At 60.1% G+C, this 19,936-nt stretch carries 17 protein-coding genes; 5 read left to right on the top strand and 12 right to left on the bottom strand.

From position 1 onward, the window contains the following. Positions 1-167: 167 nt before the first annotated feature. On the top strand, positions 168-728 hold the full coding sequence (locus AC0IYH_RS25575) for a cytochrome b (RefSeq protein ID WP_471836830.1): 561 nt from the start codon (positions 168-170) through the stop codon (positions 726-728). Between the two features lie 56 nt (positions 729-784). Here AC0IYH_RS25575 and AC0IYH_RS25570 read toward each other — a convergent pair whose 3' ends face one another. Both AC0IYH_RS25570 and AC0IYH_RS25565 read right to left on the bottom strand, forming a co-directional pair. Further along, on the bottom strand, positions 785-1,675 hold the full coding sequence (locus tag AC0IYH_RS25570) for a 1-aminocyclopropane-1-carboxylate deaminase/D-cysteine desulfhydrase (protein WP_471836828.1): 891 nt from the start codon (positions 1,673-1,675) through the stop codon (positions 785-787). A gap of 57 nt (positions 1,676-1,732) precedes the next feature. Then, on the bottom strand, positions 1,733-3,772 hold the full coding sequence (locus AC0IYH_RS25565; RefSeq protein WP_471836826.1) for an oxidoreductase: 2,040 nt from the start codon (positions 3,770-3,772) through the stop codon (positions 1,733-1,735). 212 nt (positions 3,773-3,984) lie between these two features. Here AC0IYH_RS25565 and AC0IYH_RS25560 point away from each other — a divergent pair, with 212 nt between their 5' ends. Both AC0IYH_RS25560 and AC0IYH_RS25555 read left to right on the top strand, forming a co-directional pair. Further along, a complete protein-coding gene (locus AC0IYH_RS25560) occupies positions 3,985-5,115 on the top strand; it encodes a carbon-nitrogen hydrolase family protein (protein ID WP_116626630.1) in 1,131 nt (376 codons plus the stop codon). Positions 5,116-5,119: 4 nt separating this feature from the next. Beyond that, the gene (locus tag AC0IYH_RS25555) at positions 5,120-6,148 is read left to right on the top strand and encodes an AraC family transcriptional regulator (protein ID WP_116626629.1); all 1,029 of its coding nucleotides are present in this window, start codon (positions 5,120-5,122) and stop codon (positions 6,146-6,148) included. Between the two features lie 365 nt (positions 6,149-6,513). Here the strand turns inward: AC0IYH_RS25555 and AC0IYH_RS25550 are convergent, their stop codons facing one another. Beyond that, positions 6,514-7,287, bottom strand: a complete 774-nt coding sequence (locus tag AC0IYH_RS25550; protein ID WP_122773148.1) for a DUF2242 domain-containing protein — start codon at positions 7,285-7,287, stop codon at positions 6,514-6,516. Between the two features lie 89 nt (positions 7,288-7,376). After that, positions 7,377-8,276 (bottom strand): LysR family transcriptional regulator, encoded by a 900-nt coding sequence (locus tag AC0IYH_RS25545; protein ID WP_471836824.1) that lies wholly within the window; start codon positions 8,274-8,276, stop codon positions 7,377-7,379. A 117-nt stretch (positions 8,277-8,393) separates the two neighbouring features. On the opposite strand from AC0IYH_RS25545, the gene AC0IYH_RS25540 reads away from it, so the two are divergent. Further along, positions 8,394-9,587, top strand: a complete 1,194-nt coding sequence (locus tag AC0IYH_RS25540) for an MFS transporter (RefSeq protein WP_471836822.1) — start codon at positions 8,394-8,396, stop codon at positions 9,585-9,587. Here the strand turns inward: AC0IYH_RS25540 and AC0IYH_RS25535 are convergent. From AC0IYH_RS25535 to tig, 7 genes are all read right to left on the bottom strand, one after another. Then, on the bottom strand, positions 9,534-10,058 hold the full coding sequence (locus AC0IYH_RS25535) for a GNAT family N-acetyltransferase (protein ID WP_471836820.1): 525 nt from the start codon (positions 10,056-10,058) through the stop codon (positions 9,534-9,536). The two genes, AC0IYH_RS25540 and AC0IYH_RS25535, sit on opposite strands and share 54 nt — an antisense overlap. A 99-nt stretch (positions 10,059-10,157) precedes the next feature. Next, positions 10,158-12,032 (bottom strand): SurA N-terminal domain-containing protein, encoded by a 1,875-nt coding sequence (locus tag AC0IYH_RS25530; RefSeq protein WP_116626624.1) that lies wholly within the window; start codon positions 12,030-12,032, stop codon positions 10,158-10,160. A 230-nt stretch (positions 12,033-12,262) separates the two neighbouring features. Then, positions 12,263-12,550, bottom strand: a complete 288-nt coding sequence (locus AC0IYH_RS25525; RefSeq protein WP_221034285.1) for an HU family DNA-binding protein — start codon at positions 12,548-12,550, stop codon at positions 12,263-12,265. A gap of 133 nt (positions 12,551-12,683) precedes the next feature. Then, positions 12,684-15,080, bottom strand: coding sequence for an endopeptidase La (gene lon, locus AC0IYH_RS25520; RefSeq protein ID WP_122773151.1), 2,397 nt, complete (start codon positions 15,078-15,080; stop codon positions 12,684-12,686). 162 nt (positions 15,081-15,242) lie between these two features. Beyond that, positions 15,243-16,526: an ATP-dependent Clp protease ATP-binding subunit ClpX gene (clpX, locus tag AC0IYH_RS25515; RefSeq protein WP_017136464.1), complete on the bottom strand. Its 1,284-nt coding sequence runs from the start codon at positions 16,524-16,526 to the stop codon at positions 15,243-15,245. Between the two features lie 112 nt (positions 16,527-16,638). Continuing rightward, the gene (clpP, locus tag AC0IYH_RS25510) at positions 16,639-17,274 is read right to left on the bottom strand and encodes an ATP-dependent Clp endopeptidase proteolytic subunit ClpP (RefSeq protein WP_116626622.1); all 636 of its coding nucleotides are present in this window, start codon (positions 17,272-17,274) and stop codon (positions 16,639-16,641) included. A 91-nt stretch (positions 17,275-17,365) separates the two neighbouring features. Then, positions 17,366-18,676 (bottom strand): trigger factor, encoded by a 1,311-nt coding sequence (gene tig / locus AC0IYH_RS25505; protein ID WP_101271887.1) that lies wholly within the window; start codon positions 18,674-18,676, stop codon positions 17,366-17,368. Positions 18,677-18,909: 233 nt separating this feature from the next. Here tig and AC0IYH_RS25500 point away from each other — a divergent pair, with 233 nt between their 5' ends. Then, the gene (locus AC0IYH_RS25500) at positions 18,910-19,170 is read left to right on the top strand and encodes a hypothetical protein (RefSeq protein WP_163821405.1); all 261 of its coding nucleotides are present in this window, start codon (positions 18,910-18,912) and stop codon (positions 19,168-19,170) included. Here AC0IYH_RS25500 and AC0IYH_RS25495 read toward each other — a convergent pair. Continuing rightward, positions 19,164-19,790 (bottom strand): RNA polymerase sigma factor, encoded by a 627-nt coding sequence (locus AC0IYH_RS25495; RefSeq protein ID WP_241092295.1) that lies wholly within the window; start codon positions 19,788-19,790, stop codon positions 19,164-19,166. The two genes, AC0IYH_RS25500 and AC0IYH_RS25495, sit on opposite strands and share 7 nt — an antisense overlap. Positions 19,791-19,936: the final 146 nt, after the last annotated feature.

The raw sequence follows: 19,936 nt of genomic DNA, 5'->3' as shown, positions 1-19,936 counted from the left end.
AAGGACTTTGCAGAGGTTTTCAGGAAGGGTCTGTAGTGCGTATCTGGTAACCAGGTGAGATTTTTCGACGAGTTTTGCCAGGCAATCCAGACAAAACCGGCATACAGTTAAAGCACTCCGTCACCAAGAACGGAGGTTTGCCCTGATGAGCAGTGAGGAACCCAGCGATGCCGTGGAAAAACTCCGATACGCGCTACAGCACCATGTCGATTGCGTTGCACTGGTTGATGGTGGTGTTGCTGGCGGTGGTCTACGCCTGCATTGAGTTACGCGGCCAGTTCCCCAAAGGCAGCGGTGCGCGAACGTTGATCGTTGAAATGCACTTTATGTTCGGCCTCACCGTCTTTGTGCTGGTGTGGCTGCGTCTGTTTGCGCGCAGCCTGGGGGTGGCGCCGAAGATCGTACCGGCGCCGCCGCAGTGGCAAAGCCTGCTGGCCACGCTGATGCACGTTGCGCTGTATGCGTTGATGATCGGCATGCCGATTGCGGGCTGGCTGATCGTCAGCGCCGAGGGGCATTCGGTGATGTTCTATGGCATGGAGTTGCCGCCGTTGATCGGCGAGGACAAGGCGCTGGCGAAGGCGATTGAGGGCTGGCATGTGTTGTTCGGCAAGATCGGTTACTGGCTGATCGGGCTGCATGCGTTGGCGGGGATTTTTCATCACTATGTGATGCGCGATAACACCGCGATGCGCATGATGCCGGGTGGGAAGGGGTCAGCCACATGATCTGTCGACTGATATACCGCCATCGGGGGCAAGCCCCCTCCCACAGGGGGTTTGTGTCAGGCAGTAAAACCGCGGCGGCCCTGTAAGCCGCCGGTGTGGAGGAAGATCAGGCGTGTGCCGGGGAGGAAGCGCCCGGCGTCGATCTGCTGCTTTAATGCCAGCAGCGCTTTTGCGGTGTAGAGCGGCTCCAGTGGCAGGCCGCAGGCCTTTTGCGTGGTTTCGATAAAGTCGAGCAACAGTGAATCTACCTTGGCGAAACCGCCACGGCTGGCGTCGAGCAATTCATATCCGCCGGGTGCGATAGCGGCGATGTTCTGCGCCACGCCATGGTCGTGCGGCACCGCCATCGCGCCGTACACCGGGTGCGCGCCCGCCTCTGCCAGCGCCAAACCTGCCAACGTGGTGCCGGTACCCGCCGCGAGCCACCAAGCGTCGTAATCGGCCCAACCCAGCGTACTCAACTGCGCGCGGGCCTGCTCGACCAACACGCCACAGCCCAATGCGCCCGCCAGCCCGCCGCCGCCCTCGGGCACGGGGTGCAACTCAGGATACTGCTCACGCCAGGGTAACCAGAAACCCGCTTCATGCCGCGCGCGATAGCCGCCATAACCCAGCCAATGCAGCTGCATGCCAAAGGTCTTGAGGTCGAGGACGGTAGGTGTGTCCTGCGGATGGCCACGCAGCAGACCCACGGTGGCAAAGCCAAAACGCTTGCCCGCCGCCGCCAGCGCGTGCAGATGGTTGGAATGGGCGCCGCCCAGGCTGATGATGCCGCTGGCACCGGTCTGTTGCGCCTGGGCCAGGTGCTCGGTGAGCTTGAACCACTTGTTGCCGCTGATCAGTGGGTCGATGCGGTCCAGGCGCAGCACGGCCAACTCGACGCCGTTCAGCCAGTCCAGGTGCACAGGTTCAAGGGGTGCGTGGGGAAGCCAGTCGAAGGGGCCCATCGGAAGGGATCTGCATAAAACACGGGGCGGCAGTCTAACACCGCCCCGCTTTCATGCTTACAGCTCCGCCGCCAGACGCGAGCCTTGATTGATGGCGCGCTTGGCATCCAGTTCGGCCGCCACGTCGGCGCCGCCAATCAGGTGCACGCTCTGGCCCGCCGCGACCAGCCCGTCCTGCAGCTCGCGCAGCGGGTCCTGGCCGGCGCAGATGACGATGTTGTCCACCGCCAGCACCTGGGGCTCGCCCTCGGCGCCGATGCGGATATGCAGGCCTTCATCGTCGATCTTCAAGTACTCGACGCTGTTGAGCATCTGCACCTGCTTGTTCTTCAAGCCGGTGCGGTGGATCCAGCCGGTGGTCTTGCCCAGGCCGTCGCCGACCTTGGAAGCCTTGCGTTGCAACAGGAACACTTCGCGGGCCGGCGCATGCGGTTGCGGCTTGATACCGGCCACGCCGCCACGGGCTTGCAGCTGCGTGTCGATGCCCCACTCCTTCCAGAACGCTTCGCGGTCCAGGCTGGTGGACACACCCTGGTGCACGAGGAATTCCGACACGTCAAAACCAATACCGCCGGCGCCGATCACCGCCACACGCTTGCCCACCGGCTTGCGTTCGAGGATCACGTCCAGGTAGCTCAGTACCTTGGCGTTTTCCACCCCCGGAATCGCCGGCGTACGCGGCGCAATGCCGGTGGCGAGGATGATTTCGTCGTAGCCGCCGGCCGCCAGTTGCGCGACGTCGACGCGGGTGTTGAGGCAAAGCTCCACGTGGGTGGTCTGCAACTTGCGTTTGAAGTAGCGCAGGGTTTCGAAGAATTCTTCCTTGCCCGGCACGCGCTTGGCGATGTTGAACTGGCCGCCGATTTCGCTGGCCGAATCGAACAGCGTGACCTGATGCCCGCGCTCAGCGGCGACGGTCGCAGCAGCCAGGCCGGCCGGGCCGGCACCGACCACGGCGATTTTCTTGATCTGCTTGACCGGCAGGTAATTCAGTTCGGTTTCGTAGCAGGCACGCGGGTTGACCAGGCAGGTGGTCAGCTTGCCGCCGAAGGTGTGGTCCAGGCAGGCCTGGTTGCAGCCGATGCAGGTATTGATTTCATCTGCGCGGCCGGCGGCGGCCTTGTTGACGAACTCCGGGTCGGCGAGGAACGGTCGCGCCATCGAGACCATGTCCGCATCGCCTTCGGCGAGGATCTGCTCGGCAATCTCCGGGGTGTTGATGCGGTTGGTGGTGATCAGCGGAATCTGTACCGCGCCACGCAGCTTGGCGGTGACTTTGCTGAACGCGCCACGCGGCACCTTGGTGGCGATGGTCGGGATACGCGCTTCGTGCCAGCCGATGCCGGTGTTGATGATCGTCGCGCCAGCCTGTTCGATGGCCTTGGCCAACTGCACGATTTCTTCCCAGGTGCTGCCGCCTTCCACCAGGTCGAGCATCGACAGGCGGAAAATAATGATGAAGTTCGGGCCGACGGCTTCGCGCACCCGGCGCACGATCTCCACCGCCAGGCGCATGCGGTTCTCGTAGCTGCCACCCCAACGGTCAGTGCGATGGTTGGTGTGGGCCGCCAGGAACTGGTTAATGAAGTAGCCTTCGGAGCCCATGATTTCCACGCCGTCGTACTCGGCGACCTGGGCCAGCAGCGAGCAGGTGACGAAATCCTGGATCTGCTTTTCGATACCCTCTTCATCCAGCTCCTTGGGCTTGAACGGGTTGATCGGCGCCTGGATCGCGCTCGGTGCCACCTGCTTGGGGCTGTAGGCATAACGGCCGGCGTGGAGGATCTGCATACAGATCTTGCCGCCCGCGTCGTGCACCGCCTGGGTCACGATCTTGTGCTTCTGCGCTTCGGCGTCGGTGGTCAGCTTGGCCGCGCCGGCGTACACCCCGCCTTCGTCATTCGGGCCAATGCCACCGGTGACCATCAGGCCCACACCGCCACGGGCGCGCTCGGCAAAATAAGCCGCCATGCGCTCGAAACCGCCGGGCTTTTCTTCAAGGCCGGTGTGCATCGAGCCCATCAGGGTACGGTTACGCAAGGTGGTAAAACCCAGGTCCAACGGGGCCAGCAGGTGCGGGTAGGCAGCAGCGGTCATGGTACAGCTCCACAACGGATCATCACGGGACGTGGCAGGCTCGAATGGCCTGCCATCGGTTTATGTCCCACAGACTAAGAGGCGATGGATGACGGCTCAATGACCGAAACTCACAAGTTATTGATCCAAATGCACAGCGCCCCTTGGCAAGCCGGCGCATGGGCCCTACCCTAGTCGGCGAACCCAGCACTCGGTCTGTTGTCTGTTGCCCCATGCGTAAACTTCTAGCGTTCACCGTCACCATGGCCCTGGTTGCCGCCGTCGCCGCGTATCTGGTCTGGACCCAGGAGCGCCCCGTGGCGCATTACCTGTCGGACCTGCGCATCACCCTCGCCGTGAATGAAGGTTTGCCTGCCGATCGCGGCAACCTGCTGGGCATTCAGCCGGAGCTGTTTCCCGCCGACTACCAGAGCCTGGAACGCCTGCACCTGAAACTGTCGGCCTACCTGCAGAAGGCCCGCGACCAGGGGCTTATCAACGACAAGACCATCGTGGTGTTGCCGGAGCATATCGGCACCTGGCTGATGCTCACCGGCGAAAAGAATGAGGTCTACCAGGCGCTGCACGCCAAGGAGGCGATGCACTGGTTTTCGCTCAGCAACCCGCTGCTGTTCGCGCGTGCCTGGATCAGCGCCACCGGCGACAACCGCAGCGACGACGCCTACCTGCGCATGAAAGCCACCGGCATGGCGCGCGACTATCAGGTGCTGTTCGGCGGCCTGGCCAAGGAATTTGGCGTGACCCTTGTGGCCGGCTCCATCGCCCTGCCCAACCCGAGTGTCAGCCAGGGCCAGCTGCAGGTCGGCCATGGCCCTTTGTATAACGCCAGTGTGGTGTTCGCGGCGGACGGTTTGCCTATCGGTGAGCCCCAGCGCCAGCTTTATCCGATCTACGATGAGCGGGGCTTTATCCAGCCCGGCGATGAAAACGTGGTCAGTGTGGTCGACACCCCGGCCGGCCGCCTGGGCATCCTGGTAGGCAGTGACAGCTGGTACCCGGACAACTACCGCAAACTCAACGAGCAAGGCGCACAACTGGTCGCGGTGCCGGCCTTCGTGCTCGGCCGCGACACCTGGACCCGCCCGTGGCGCGGTTTCAAGAGCGTGTCCACGCCGCAGGAGATCAGCCTCAAGCCCGAAGAACTCAGCGAGGGTGAAGCCTGGCGCCGGCTGACCTTGATCAGCCAGCAGCCGATCAGCCAGGCCAGCGCCGGCATGAGCGTATTCCTGCGCGGGCAGTTCTGGGACCTGGGCACCTCCGGGCAGAGCTTCTTGAGCGGTAACGGGCAAGTCAGCGCCGACGGCGATGCGCGTGGCGCGCGCTTGCTGAATATCTGGCTGTAGCGCCGTGAAGCCGGTGCGCCTGGGGGATCTGTCGGTGGGCTTCGTGCACACCCTGGCGGATGCCATCCACAGCCACGGCCTGGACCCACAACCGCTGCTGCTGCAATACGGTCTCGACCCGGCGCGCCTGGCCGAGGCTGGTGCACGGTTGTCGATCCCGCGCTACATGCGCCTGGGCCATGCGGCCATCCAGCTTACCGGCGACCCCGGCCTGGGCCTGCGTATGGGCCAGCTCAGCCGCCTGAGCCAGGCCGGGCTGGCCGGGGTCACCGCCGCCCAGGCGCCCAACGTGCGCGAGGCTGCACGTGCGCTTACGCGCTTCGAAGCGTTGTACGGCTCCAACTATCGCGGGCAATCCAGCTTCGACGAGGACGCCGAAGGCGCCTGGCTGCGGTTCTATTCCATCAGCCCCTACAACGCCTATAACCGCTTTGTGGTGGATTCGATCATCGCCGGCTGGCTGTATCAATTGTCGAGCCTGGCCCAGCAACCGGTGCAGGCGCAGCGCATCGACATCGAGTTCGAAGCGCCGCAATACAGCGAACAGTACAACGCGCTGGGTGACATTCACTTCGGTGCCGAGGCCAATCAACTGCGCCTCAGCCAAGCCACCCTGGCCCTGCGCAACCCACAGCATTGCCCGAGCACCTGGCACTTGTTGCTGCAATTGTGTGAACGGGAATTGGAGCAGTTGACCCGCACCCGCAGCCTGCGCGAACGCATTACCCGGTTGCTGGGGCCGATGCTCAATGGCGGCCGGGAACCCGACCTGGAAGAAGTGGCGGCACGCCTGAAGCTGCCGACCTGGACGCTGCGGCGCAAACTGGCCGAAGAAGGCACTCAGTTTCGCGCGATTCTCAATGACACCCGCCGCGACCTGGCCATGACCTATATTCGCGATACGGAACTGGCATTCGGCGAGATCGCCTACTTGCTCGGTTTTGCCTCCGCCCAGGCGTTTCAACGGGCGTTCAGGCGGTGGAACAACCAGACTCCAGGGGAATTTCGCCGCAGTCAGCGGCATTCCGCCTGAAGTCGGTCCTACAGCTCTGTTGCATCGTCTGCGGGTTCCAGCGGGTCCAGCTCAATCGCGTGGTACTCGAGCAGTTCTTCCTGGTAATCGTCCATGCCGGGCTCCTTCTTGTCTTAAAAGCGGCTGCAGATTAATGACCTGCATCACCAACCTAAAGTGCCGTTGTGACGAAAAAATGTCTGCGCCATGACGTTCCTGCACTTCAGGATTAAACGTAGCAGCGGCGGGAAGATTTAGCACGCAGGCATCTAGGCAAGCGTCAATTGCATGCATCGCTACCCACGAAGATGACCTGGAATACAGTCGGTGTGGGAGGGAGCAAGCCCCCTCCCACACTGGATCGTCATTAAGTCGACCGGTCTGAGTTACTGCGCAGGCGTCGGCAGAGGTGGAATCGCCTCTGTCGGCGGTGGCAGATCCGACGCAGCCGGCGCAGGTGCCGGTTCTTCCTGTGGCGCAATCGGCGCAGGCTCGGCAGGCGGTGTCACCGGCGCAGAAGCAGCCGGCTCTTCCTTCGGCGCCTCGACCTTCTCGGCCACCGGCGCAGCCTTGGGCTCCGGCACCCCCAGGTCGGCCTTGGGCTGCTCGGGAATATGCGCAGCCTTCTTCACTTCCTGGGGCAGGAACACGTCCACCAGAGCAAAGTAACGGTCATAGAACTTCGGCGCGGACACCGTCTCGCTGGCGACCTTGACCATCGAATCGTCAGTGGAGCCGATCGGCATCGACACCGAACCCAACACCCCAACCCCAAGGCTCGCGGAATTGTTGACCTTCTTCAGCGCATAGCGATCCTGCAGCGCGTTGGCAAACATCGTCGAATGGTTATTGCCTTTGCCGTCATCGGCGCACACCACGTTGAAGCTGATCTGCAGGTGCGTTTCGCCGGTCTGCTGGAAGCTCTTGTTACCCACTACCAGTTTCGGATCGTTGCTGGTGATGATGTAGCCCTGACTCAGCAAGGCACGACGCGCGGCTTCGCACGCCGCAACATCAGTGACCGGGTAGTCCCGGGAAAACGTACCGGAGTCGTCGAAATTCTCATGTTCATAAATAGCGGTCTTGGGTGACGAGCAGCCCGCGGCGCCCGCCAGCACCAGCGCCAGCCCGAGGCTACGCAAGTGAAATGATGTCGACATTGAAAATCCTGAGGAAAACGGTCCGGGCGGTATTGTGCAACAGAACGGGGGCTTGGCGCGCGCATTCCTGTCGGTAAAACGTCACAGGCTTACGGGGCGGCACCTGTAGGAAAAAGACCGGCGTACATATGATCGATAAACACGCGCAATTTGGCCGAAGCATGGCGACTTGCTGGCCACAGCATCCAGAAACTGCCGCGGTGTTCCAGGTGGGCATCCAGTACCCGTTGCAGGCGGCCTTCTGCCACCGCTTTGTTGACCATGTAGTCCGGCAGACAAGCAATGCCCAACCCTTCGTGCACCACATGGTTGAGCGACTCGATGGTGGTGCTGACCAACGGGGTGCGCAAGCTGGGTTCGACAAGGCCGGGGGCAAGGCGCAACGGCCAGGGTTCCAGCTTGCCGGTGGCGCAGAATTTGTGGCGCAGGCACGCGTGGTCACTCAGGTCCTGGGGCTGTTGCGGCGTACCGTGCAGCTCAAAGTAGGCAGGCGTACCCACCAGCACCAGTTGATAATGCCCCAGGTGGCGCGCCATCAAGCGCGAATCTTCCGGCTTGCCGGTGCGAATCACCGCATCGAAACCTTCCTCGATCACGTCCACCATGCGGTCGGAAAAGTCCACATCCAGCTCAATGTCCGGGTAGGCACGCATAAAGTCGCTGAGCACTGGCATCAACAAGCCACGCACTTGCGGCACGCTGATGCGCAACTTGCCCCGGGGCGTGGCGCCGGCCTCGGTCAGCTCACGCTCCGCCGCCTCAACCTCGGCCAAAATGCGCCGCGAACGCTCAAGGAACAGCGCGCCTTCGCTGGTCAAGGTGATGCTGCGGGTGCTGCGATGAAATAGCCGCACGCCCAGGCGCTCCTCCATGCGTGCAATGCTTTTGCCCACCGCCGAAGAGGAAACGCCCAGTACGCGGCCGGCTGCGGTGAAACTGCGCGTCTCCGCCACCTGCACAAAAACCGAAAGGCTGCCCAAGCTGTCCATGATTCCATCCTCGCCCATTACGGACACCCGCGTCCGATAAGTTCGGAACCTTAGCCTGTTTTTCCGCGAGCAACAGCCCCCTACCCTGCATCCTTGCCCTTTGCATGGATAGACATCATGAGCAACAACCCTGCACTGCCCCCGGATAGGCTGCCGCTGGGTGGCTTACTGGCACTGGCGTGCGCCGGTTTTATCACCATCCTCACCGAAGCCATGCCCGCCGGGCTACTGCCGCAGATGGGCGAAGGCCTGGGCGTGTCGCCAGCACTGGTCGGCCAATTGGTCACCCTTTACGCCTTGGGGTCGCTGCTGGCGGCCATCCCCCTCACCCTGCTGACCCGTGGCTGGCGCCGACGGCCACTACTGCTGTTGGCCATTGGCGGCTTTGCGCTGGTCAACAGCGTGACCGCACTTTCCAGCCACTATGGGCTGACGCTGGTGGCGCGCTTTTTTGCCGGGGTTTTCGCCGGGTTGCTCTGGGCGCTGCTGGCGGGGTATGCCAGCCGCATGGTCGCCCCGCACCTGCAAGGCCGCGCAATCGCCATCGCCATGCTCGGCGCGCCGCTGGCGCTATCCCTGGGCGTACCGGCTGGCACATTGCTAGGCACGCTGGTGGGCTGGCGCTTGAGTTTTGCGATCATGACCGGGCTGACCCTGGTGTTGCTGGTCTGTGCTCGCTGGCAGCTCCCGGACTTTGCCGGCCAACCCGCGCAAAAACGCCTGGGCCTGCGCGAGGTCCTGCGGTTGCCCGGGATTCGTCCGGTGCTGTGGGTGACGTTTACCTACGTGCTGGCCCACAACATTCTGTACACCTATATCGCCCCGCTGCTGGTGCCCGCCGGGATCGCTGCGGACATCGACCGGGTGCTGCTGGTATTTGGCCTGGCCGCGCTGGTGAGCATCTGGCTGGCAGGCCTGTTGATTGACCGATGGTTGCGCCTGTTGGTGTTGCTCAGTTGCTCGCTGTTTGGCCTGGTGGCCTTGGCACTGGCGTTGTGGATGGCGTCGCCGGTGATCATCTATGGCGCCGTCGCCCTATGGGGGCTGGCGTTCGGTGGCTTGCCCGCTCTGCTGCAGACAGCGTTGGCCAAGTCGGCAGGAGACTCGGCTGACGCCGCGCAGTCAATGCTGGTGACCGTGTGGAACCTGGGCATTGCCGGCGGCGGGCTGGCAGGCGGTGTGCTGCTTCAGGGCTGGGGCGTCGCCGCCTTTCCCTGGGCGGTTATTCTGCTGATGCTAATGGCCATCGCCGGCGCATCAAAGGCTTCGCCCCAGCAACTGGCCGGGCCAGCCCTCCAGGTCGAAGGTTGAGATGCGCGCATAGCCACAGGACTCGTAAAAGCTGACCAGCTCGCCCGTGCCGCCTGCGTAGCAATCCACGCGCAGGCGGCTAACCCCAGCCGCACGTGCGCGGTCTTCGGCAAAGGCCAGCAGGCACCGGCCAAGACCGCGAACACGCGCATCGCGGCCGACGATCAACCAGCGTACATACACCTCCGGCTCGGTTGCGGCAGGCACATAGGCCACCGAGTCACCCAATACGAGCGCGGCGTGGAGACGCCCTTCGCAATCCTCGACCACCCACGCATCTGGCATCGCACACGCTTGTTCTGCTTGAGCAACCCGCCGGGGTATGGCCGACCATGGCTCAGTGCCCCATTGACCGTGATTGCCCGTGGCGACGAACCAGGCGATCACCTCGTCAAATACCTGCAGCACGGCCGGCGCGTCGGCCACACTGGCGCGACGAATCACCAAGCCTTCCATTCCTTGAATCAACACGTTTCAAACTCCTGGGTCGGGGATACACGGCGCCCAGTCTAGCGCACATAAAAAAGCCCCCGGACTTTTCAGGCCGGGGGCTTTTTATTCAAACCGACATCAGAACTTCTTGATATCAGCCTTGGCTTCCAACTGCTTGCGGTACGCCGCGAAGTCCTGCTGGCCGACACGAGAAGCGAGGAAGCGGCGGTACTGCGCCTTTTCTTCGTCCGTAGGGGCAGCGGCTTCATTGACGCCGTTCAAGCGCACGATCACCAGGCTACCATCCGCCAGGGTCACGGTGGTGAAGGTCGGCTTGTCCTTGGCCGCAGGCTTGGGCATGCGGAACAGGGCTTGCAGCACGGCCGGGTCGATCGCTTCGGCGCTACGGGTAGCCGCTTCGGTGACTTTCCAGGCTTGGCCGTCAACCGGCTGGTTCAGCGGGGTCTTGCCATCACGCAGGCTGGCGATCAACTCGTCAGCATGAGTCTTGGCAGCCGCGCTGGCGCGTTCCTTGGCCATCTGTGCACGGATCGGCGCAGCAACGCTTTCCAGCGGCAGTTGCGCAGGTTTGCGGTGCTCTTTGGCACGCAGCACGATGATGGTTTCCGGGTCCAGTTCGATGGCGCTGCTGTTGGCACCTTCATCCAGCACTTCCGGCGTGAACGCAGCGGTGACCACGGCACGGTTGGCCGCGACACCTTCGCCACCTTCACGACCAAACGGCGCGGAGGTGTGGACGGTCAGCTTCAGGTCGGACGCTGGCTGGGCCAGGTCGGAGGCTTCGAATGCCGCGTCTTCCAATTGCTTGGTCGCTTCGACAAAACGCTGCTCGACCTGCTGGGTCTTGAGCTCACGGGTCAGCTTGTCTTTCAGGCTGGCAAACGTCGGCACTTGCGGTGCTTCAACGCCCAACAGCTTGATCAAGTGCCAACCGAAGGTGCTGCGCACCGGTGCCGAAACCTGGTCCTGTTTCAACGCGTACAGGGCCGTCTCGAAGTCCGGATCGTAGACGCCAGGGCCCGCAAAACCGAGGTCGCCGCCATTGTTGGCCGAACCCGGATCCTGGGAGAACTCCTTGGCCAGGGCCTCGAACTTCTCACCCTTGGCCAGGCGTGCCTGGATTTCTTCGACCTTGGCCTTGGCTTGCGCGTCGGTGGTCTTGTCGTTGACTTCAATCAGGATGTGCGCGGCACGACGCTGTTCAGCGAGGTTGGCGGTTTCTTTCTGATAAGCAGCCTGCAGGTCTTCATCCTTGACGGTGACCTGGTCGAAGAACGACGACTTTTTCAGCTCCAGGTAGTCGATGACCACTTGGTCCGGGGTCATGAACTCTTTGGCGTGCTGGTCGTAGTAGGCCTTGACCTCGTCGTCGGTGAGTTTCACCGCCGCCGGGTTGGCCTTGATGTTGACGGTGGCAAAATCGCGGGTCTGTTTTTCCAGGCGGGCGAATGCCAGCACCTCGGCGTCGGTGACAAAACCGCTGCCGGCGATGCCTGCGCGAACCTGGCCGATCAGCATTTCCTGAGTCATCATCTGACGGAATTGCATGCGGCTGTAGCCCAGCTGACGGATCACCTGGTCAAAGCGTTCGGCGTTGAACTTGCCGTCCACCTGGAATTCCGGCGTCTGCAGGATCACCTGGTCCAGAGCTGCTTCAGAGAAGCCGAACTTGGAATCAGCCGCGCCTTGCAGCAGCAGCTTGCGATCGATCAGACCCTTGAGGGCCGCGTCGCGCAGCAGTTTCTCGTCCAGCAGAGAAGCATCGAAATCCTTGCCCAGCTGTTGCATCAGCTGGCGACGTTGCATGTCGACGGCCTGGCTCAGTTCGGTCTGGGTGATTTCTTCACCGTTGACCTTGGCCACGTCCTGCTTACTATTACCCGAAGCCTGGAAAATGGCTTCGATACCGGTGAACGCCATCAATGCGACGATGATCCCGATAATGGTCTTGGCAATCCAGCCTTGTGAATTGTCCCTGATATTTTGCAGCATGCGTCCCCCAGAAACGGTTGAACTTCAAAAATTGGCAACCGTGGAGCGTGGGTAGAGTCCGGATAGAAGAAAGGCGCATCCGAGGATGCGCCTTCTCGTAACTGGCGGAGCGGTCGGGGGTTTGAATTCATACCCCCGGCGTGGCGACCCAATGGATACGTGGGTCAACTGCCGCTCCGCTGCCAGGCCAGACCTAGGTCTGGCCTGGGTAGGTAAGGCTTGACCGAAGCTTAGTTGACGGCTTCTTTCAGGGCTTTACCGGCTTTGAAACCTGGTTTCTTGGCAGCAGCGATTTGCAGTGCTTTGCCAGTCTGTGGGTTACGGCCAGTGCGAGCTGGGCGGTCAGTCACAGAGAAAGTACCGAAGCCTACCAGTACCACGGAGTCGCCGGCCTTCAGAGCGCCAGTGACGGATTCGATTACTGCATCCAGCGCACGGCCAGCAGCAGCTTTCGGGATATCAGCGGATGCAGCGATAGCATCAATCAGTTCCGACTTGTTCACTCTAAGTCCCCTTATATATCTATTGAGTATGATTCTAAGTTTTTTGGTGAAAGCAAAAACCAGTGCTGAATGGCCTACAGACACTTAAGAGCCGCTTTATAACAAGGGCTCTAAAAAGCTGTCAAGGAAGCCCCCAGGCTTATTCGCATTAATGCGTGCTAATTCTTTCCTTGGAATCAGACTCTCGTTTTTCATCCTTTGCAACTATCTCCGGAGCCACATCCGGCAAGGGCTCCGGCGCGTATTGCAGCGCAATTTGCAGGACCTCGTCAATCCATTTAACCGGTTTAATCTGCAGATCCTGCTTGATGTTGTCAGGAATTTCCTTCAAGTCGCGAACATTCTCTTCAGGAATGATCACAGTCTTGATGCCACCCCGGTGTGCAGCCAGCAATTTCTCTTTCAAACCACCGATGGCCAATACCTGGCCACGCAGGGTGATTTCCCCGGTCATGGCCACATCGGCGCGCACCGGAATGCCGGTCAGTGCCGATACCAGGGCCGTGCACATGCCTACGCCGGCGCTAGGGCCGTCTTTGGGGGTCGCCCCTTCCGGCATGTGGATGTGGGTGTCGTGCTTCTCGTGGAAGTCCAGGGGGATCCCCAGGCTCTTGGCGCGGCTGCGCACCACGGTCTGCGCGGCAGTGATGGACTCAACCATCACATCACCCAGCGAACCCGTTTTGATAAGTTGGCCTTTGCCAGGGATCACGGCGGCCTCGATGGTCAGCAATTCGCCGCCCACCTGGGTCCAGGCCAGGCCAGTCACCTGCCCTACCTGATCCTGCTGCTCGGCCAGACCGTAGCGGAATTTTTTCACCCCAAGGAAGTGTTCCAGGGAGTCGGCCACCACCTTCACGGAGAAGCGTTTTTCCAGCGCATGTTCCTTGACCGCCTTGCGGCAGATCTTCGCAATCTGGCGCTCCAGGCCCCGTACACCGGCCTCGCGGGTGTAGTAACGGACGATGTCGCGGATCGCCTCGACCTCGAATTCGATCTCGCCTTTTTTCAGGCCGTTGGCTGAAATCTGCTTGGGCGCAAGGTATTTGACGGCGATGTTGATCTTCTCGTCTTCGGTGTAACCCGGCAGACGAATCACCTCCATCCGGTCCAGCAAGGCTGGGGGAATGTTCATGGAGTTGGAGGTGCACAGGAACATTACGTCGGACAGGTCGTAGTCGACCTCCAGGTAATGGTCGTTGAAATTGTGGTTCTGCTCGGGGTCGAGCACTTCGAGCAAGGCCGATGCCGGATCGCCACGCATGTCGCTGCCCATCTTGTCGATTTCATCGAGCAGGAACAGCGGGTTGCGCACACCCACCTTTGTCATCTTTTGAATCAATCTTCCTGGCATCGAACCGATGTAAGTACGGCGATGACCACGAATTTCCGCCTCATCACGCACGCCGCCGAGGGCCATGCGCACGAATTTACGGTTGGTGGCATTGGCAATCGACTCCGCCAGCGAGGTTTTACCCACGCCAGGCGGCCCGACCAGGCACAACACCGGGCCACGAATCTTCTTCACGCGCTTTTGTACGGCGAGGTATTCGAGGATGCGTTCTTTGACTTCTTCAAGGCCGTAGTGGTCGGCATCGAGAATATCTTCGGCGCGGGCCAGGTCCAGGCGCACCTTGGTCTGAGCCTTCCACGGCACCTGCACCAGCCAGTCGATGTAGGAACGCACCACAGTGGCTTCGGCCGACATCGGTGACATTTGCTTGAGCTTGTTCAGCTCGGCATTGGCTTTGGTCAGGGCGTCTTTCGGCAGGCCGGCGGCATCGATGCGCTTTTTCAGCTCTTCGATTTCGTTGTGGCCTTCCTCGCTGTCGCCAAGTTCCTTCTGAATGGCCTTCATCTGCTCATTCAGGTAGTACTCGCGCTGGCTACGCTCCATTTGTTTCTTCACGCGACCACGGATGCGCTTTTCAACCTGCAGCAGGTCAATCTCGGCATCCAGCAACGCCAACACGTGTTCAACACGGGTGGACAGGTCGATGATCTCGAGGATGTCTTGCTTCTGCTCGATTTTCAGCGCCATGTGCGCAGCCATAGTGTCGACCAGGCGGCTTGGCTCATCGATGCTGTTAAGCGAAGACAGGACTTCAGCCGGGACTTTCTTGCCCAACTGCACATACTGCTCGAACTGCGAGAGCAGGCTGCGTACGAACACTTCGGACTCGCGCTCAGGGGCTTCGACTTCGTCGATCAGCGCCACTTCGGCGCGCAGGTGGCCGTCCACTTCCATGAAGCGCTCAACCGCGCCGCGCTGCTCGCCTTCCACCAGCACCTTGACGGTACCATCGGGCAGCTTGAGCAGTTGCAGGACGGTAGCAATGGTACCGACGCGATACAGGGCTTCTTCGCCTGGATCATCATCAGCAGGATTCTTCTGGGCCAACAGCAGGATTTGCTTGTCGCCCGTCATCGCGGCCTCGAGGGCTTCGATAGACTTCTCGCGCCCCACGAACAGCGGGATAACCATGTGCGGATAGACGACGACATCACGCAACGGCAGGAGAGGCAATTCGATGGTTGTCTTCATGATTTCGCCTCTATGACAATTGAAAAGTAAGCTTGAAACCAAGATGGGGGCTACGTGTAAAAAAAACAAGCTCAATGCCCGCAGTTACACGTAGTAAAAAATCTTCATGAAAAACAAAGGGGCCCCTAGAGGCCCCTTGTTTGTACCGAAACTGCGAAACGCTTACGCGTCTGGCGCAGCCTTGGCAGCCGGCTCACTGTTTTCGTAGATATACAGTGGCTTGGACTTACCTTCTATAACGCTTTCGTCGATCACCACTTTACTCACCTCGGACTGCGAGGGGATTTCGTACATGGTGTCGAGCAACACGCCTTCGAGAATCGAACGCAGGCCACGTGCACCGGTCTTGCGCTCCAGTGCCCGCTTGGCCACTGACTTGAGTGCGTCGGTACGGAACTCGAGGTCCACGCCTTCCATTTCGAACAGCTTCGCGTATTGCTTGGTCAGGGCGTTTTTCGGCTCGGTGAGGATCTGGATCAGTGCTGCCTCATCCAACTCGTCCAACGTCGCCAGGACCGGCAGACGGCCTACGAATTCCGGGATCAGACCGAACTTGACCAAATCGTCAGGCTCGACTTCACGCAGGGACTCGCCCACCTTCTTGCCTTCTTCCTTACTGCGCACTTCCGCACCGAAGCCGATACCGCCACGGGTGGAACGCTGCTGAATAACCTTTTCCAGGCCGGAGAACGCACCACCACAGATAAACAGGATGTTGCGTGTATCAACCTGCAGGAATTCCTGCTGCGGGTGCTTGCGGCCGCCTTGTGGCGGTACGGAAGCAACCGTGCCTTCGATCAGTTTCAACAGGGCCTGCTGCACGCCTTCACCGGAAACATCCCGGGTGATCGACGGGTTGTCGGACTTGCGCGAGATCTTGTCGATTTCGTCGATATAGACAATACCCATCTGGGCCTTCTCTACGTCGTAGTCGCACTTCTGCAGCAGTTTCTGAATGATGTTCTCGACGTCTTCACCCACGTAGCCAGCCTCGGTAAGGGTGGTTGCGTCGGCGATGGTGAAGGGAACGTTCAGCAGGCGAGCGAGGGTTTCTGCAAGCAGGGTTTTACCCGAGCCTGTAGGACCGATCAGCAAGATGTTGCTCTTGCCGAGTTCGACTTCGTCGCCTTTCTTGTCACGCTGGTTCAAGCGCTTGTAGTGGTTGTACACCGCTACGGCCAGAACCTTCTTTGCACGCTCTTGACCGATGACGTACTGGTCAAGGATGCCGCTGATTTCTTTAGGCGAAGGCAATTTATGCGCGCTGCTCTCGGCCTGGGCTTCCTGCACCTCCTCACGGATGATGTCATTGCACAGGTCGACGCACTCGTCGCAGATAAAGACCGAGGGGCCGGCAATCAATTTGCGTACTTCATGCTGGCTTTTGCCACAGAAGGAGCAATAGAGCAGCTTGCCGTTGTCCTCGCCGTTGCGGGTGTCAGTCATTCGTTCGATCCAAATCCGATAGGCTTGCAACACAAGATGAAGGCTTATGCGGGCTTTTTCAAGCCCGCCAGTGGTCGGACATGCCGACCAGCCCTATTTTGAGCGGCTTATATTAAGCGGGGCGCTTGTCGATCACGGCGTCGATCAGCCCGTATTCACGCGCGGCTTCGGCACTCATGAAGTTGTCGCGATTGGTATCGCGCTCGATTTCTTCCAGGGTGTGCCCGCTGTGCTTGGCCATCAACGTATTGAGGCGTTCGCGAATAAACAGGATTTCCTTGGCATGGATTTCGATGTCCGAGGCCTGGCCCTGGAAACCGCCCAGCGGCTGGTGAATCATTACGCGCGAGTTAGGCAGGCAATAACGCTTGCCTTCGGCACCGGCGGTCAGCAGGAACGCACCCATGCTGCACGCCTGGCCAATGCAGGTGGTCGATACGTTCGGCTTGATGAACTGCATGGTGTCGTAGATCGACATGCCCGCCGTTACCGAACCGCCTGGGGAGTTGATGTAGAGATGGATGTCCTTGTCCGGGTTTTCCGCTTCAAGGAACAGCAGCTGCGCACAGATCAGGTTGGCCATGTAGTCCTCTACCGGGCCCACCAGAAAGATCACTCGCTCCTTGAGCAGGCGCGAGTAGATGTCGTAGGCGCGTTCGCCACGAGCGGACTGCTCGACAACCATCGGGACCAGGCCGCCTGCGGCCTGGATATCAGAGTTCTGCTGAATATAGGAATTACGGAACATGCTCTGCAGTTACTCCCAAATAGTCATGTCTTGAAAACGCATAAGCCAGCGCGAGGCTGGCTTATGGTTGAATTTCCAACGAGTTGGACAATCAGTCGGCTTGTGCTGCTTCCGCCGGTTTGACTGCTTCTTCGTAAGAGACCGCTTTATCGGTCACCTTAGCCTTCTGCAGAACAGTATCCACAACTTGTTCTTCCAGCACAACCGAACGTACTTCGTTCAGCTGCTGGTCGTTCTTGTAGTACCAAGCTACGACCTGCTCAGGCTCCTGGTAGGCCGAAGCCATTTCCTGGATCATTTCGCGAACGCGGTCTTCGTCAGGCTTGAGGTCGAACTGCTTGACCACTTCAGCCACGATCAGGCCCAGCACGACGCGGCGCTTGGCTTGCTCTTCGAACAGCTCGGCCGGCAGTTGGTCAGGCTTGATGTTGCCACCGAACTGCTGAACAGCTTGTACGCGCAGGCGATCCACTTCGTTGGACAGCAGGGCCTTAGGCACTTCGATCGGGTTGGAGGCCAGCAGACCGTCCATAACCTGGTTTTTTACCTTGGACTTGATGGCCTGGCGCAGCTCGCGCTCCATGTTCTTGCGAACTTCGGTGCGGAAGCCTTCGATGCCGGTTTCCTTGATGCCGAATTGAGCGAAGAACTCTTCGTTCAGCTCTGGCAGCTTAGGCTCGGAAACGCTGTTGACGGTCACGGTGAACTCGGCGGCTTTGCCAGCCAGGTCCAGGTTCTGGTAGTCAGCCGGGAAAGTCAGGCTCAGAACGCGTTCTTCACCGGCTTTGGCGCCAACCAGGCCATCTTCGAAGCCCGGGATCATGCGGTTGGAACCCAGCACCAGCTGAGTACCCTTGGCGGAGCCGCCAGCGAATACTTCGCCGTCAACCTTGCCAACGAAATCGATGTTCAGCTGGTCTTCGTTCTGGGCAGCACGATCGGCCACTTCAAAACGAGTGTTCTGCTTGCGCAGGATTTCCAGCATGTTGTCCAGGTCGGCATCAGCCACTTCGGCGCTCAGGCGCTCGATTTCGATACCTTCGAAACCGGCAACGGTGAACTCCGGGAACACTTCGAATACGGCAACGTATTCCAGGTCCTTGCCAGCTTCCAGGGACTTGGGCTCGATCGAAGGCGAGCCAGCCGGGTTCAGCTTCTGCTCGACAACGGCTTCGTAGAAGGAAGCCTGGATCACGTCACCTACAGCCTCCTGACGCGCATCAGCACCAAAACGGCGCTTGATTTCGCTCATTGGCACTTTGCCCGGACGGAAACCAGCGATCTTGGCTTTTTGGGCGGTCTGCTGCAGACGCTTGTTGACCGCAGTCTCGATACGCTCTGCCGGCACGGTGATGCTCAGGCGGCGCTCGAGAGCAGTAGTATTTTCAACAGAAACTTGCATGAATATTCCTCGTTGCACAGACGTTAGCCGGCCGTTTCCGACCCCAGAATCAAGGGCATGCATTCTAGAGGGTCAAACTCAAGAAGTCACCCTACTGGAAACGGGTAAAAAAACAGCAGGCCATTTATAGGTTCAAGTGCACGCATGCACCCTATCCCGTTAGCAAATACAGTTCATCACGCCAAGGCTCTGCACCAACCCTTCTATATATAGAAGGGCGTGGAAGCACGCCCGTGGCTACCCGCCTTGCGAACAAGACCGGCGGGCATGGCAGCAGCATCGAGAAACACAAATACGATGAAACGCCCCACCCTGAAAACTCGAAACCCTTGAACAAAAACGGCGCAGTCCTTTTTCAGGTACTGCGCCGTTATTCGCTATTAAATAGCTGGACCGACCCGCATATAGCCAAGGATCGGTTCCACACGTTCAAAACCGGCAACGATTCTAACGCCAAGGCATTGAGAATGCTTGTTTTTTCTTGGCGTCAATAACTACCGCACGCGTTGTATCGTTCGATGGCCGCAAACACCCTCAGGCGCGCGCGGTGCAACAGCACTCGGGCATTGGAAAGACTCACACCCAACAACTCGGCAATGTCTTCCAACTCAAGCCCTACTCGCTCACGCAAGACCAGCGCACTGCTCTGTAACACCGACAAATCCTGCAAGACCTGCTCGATACAGAGCCTCAGCTCTTCCTCGGCGACCAACGCTTCCGGCGTATCTTCATGCCAGCCCGACGGGCCTGATAGCCACCGGCCGTTATCCGCACCAAAGCGCTCGCCACCCATACCGTCATCAAGCACCACTTCACGCCGGCTCTGGCCGTAACGGCATTTTGCCTTGTTGGCTGTAATGGTCAGCACCCAGGTCTTCAGGCTCGACCGCCCCTGAAAACCGCCCAATCCCCTGACGATCGCCAGCCACGCCTCCTGCACCACATCATCGACATGCCGATGCCCGGCAATCGCCGACGCCACCGCACGCATCGCACCCTGATAACGACTGACCAGATCGCAGTACGCCGCCTGCTCCCCCTGCAGGAGGCGCCCCAGCAATTGCGCCTCGTCCCCGGCCACTCCCCAACACTCACCCTGTTGTCGTGCCAACATGTCACTGCCCTCGACGTTAACGCCTGAAAACCGCTGAGGATCAGGCCCGTCCGAGGCCATCCCTGACAATAGATACGACGCCGGGCATTTTTCGGATGCAAAAAAAAAGCGCCAGATGATTAATCTGGCGCTTTTTCAAATATGGG

The sequence above is a fragment of the Pseudomonas sp. AC463 genome, assembly GCF_979253585.1.
The sequence above is the reverse complement of the archived record's forward strand: the minus strand, read 5'-3'. Positions and strand labels throughout refer to the sequence as shown.

Coding starts and splice junctions, on each gene's coding strand:
- clpX (WP_017136464.1), bottom strand. CDS start 16,526: ATGACTGACACCCGCAACGGCGAGGACAACGGCAAGCTGCTCTATTGC.
- lon (WP_122773151.1), bottom strand. CDS start 15,080: ATGAAGACAACCATCGAATTGCCTCTCCTGCCGTTGCGTGATGTCGTC.
- AC0IYH_RS25560 (WP_116626630.1), top strand. CDS start 3,985: ATGCGTAAACTTCTAGCGTTCACCGTCACCATGGCCCTGGTTGCCGCC.
- AC0IYH_RS25575 (WP_471836830.1), top strand. CDS start 168: ATGCCGTGGAAAAACTCCGATACGCGCTACAGCACCATGTCGATTGCG.
- clpP (WP_116626622.1), bottom strand. CDS start 17,274: ATGTTCCGTAATTCCTATATTCAGCAGAACTCTGATATCCAGGCCGCA.
- AC0IYH_RS25530 (WP_116626624.1), bottom strand. CDS start 12,032: ATGCTGCAAAATATCAGGGACAATTCACAAGGCTGGATTGCCAAGACC.
- AC0IYH_RS25565 (WP_471836826.1), bottom strand. CDS start 3,772: ATGACCGCTGCTGCCTACCCGCACCTGCTGGCCCCGTTGGACCTGGGT.
- AC0IYH_RS25540 (WP_471836822.1), top strand. CDS start 8,394: ATGAGCAACAACCCTGCACTGCCCCCGGATAGGCTGCCGCTGGGTGGC.
- tig (WP_101271887.1), bottom strand. CDS start 18,676: ATGCAAGTTTCTGTTGAAAATACTACTGCTCTCGAGCGCCGCCTGAGC.
- AC0IYH_RS25570 (WP_471836828.1), bottom strand. CDS start 1,675: ATGGGCCCCTTCGACTGGCTTCCCCACGCACCCCTTGAACCTGTGCAC.
- AC0IYH_RS25545 (WP_471836824.1), bottom strand. CDS start 8,276: ATGGACAGCTTGGGCAGCCTTTCGGTTTTTGTGCAGGTGGCGGAGACG.
- AC0IYH_RS25550 (WP_122773148.1), bottom strand. CDS start 7,287: ATGTCGACATCATTTCACTTGCGTAGCCTCGGGCTGGCGCTGGTGCTG.
- AC0IYH_RS25495 (WP_241092295.1), bottom strand. CDS start 19,790: ATGTTGGCACGACAACAGGGTGAGTGTTGGGGAGTGGCCGGGGACGAG.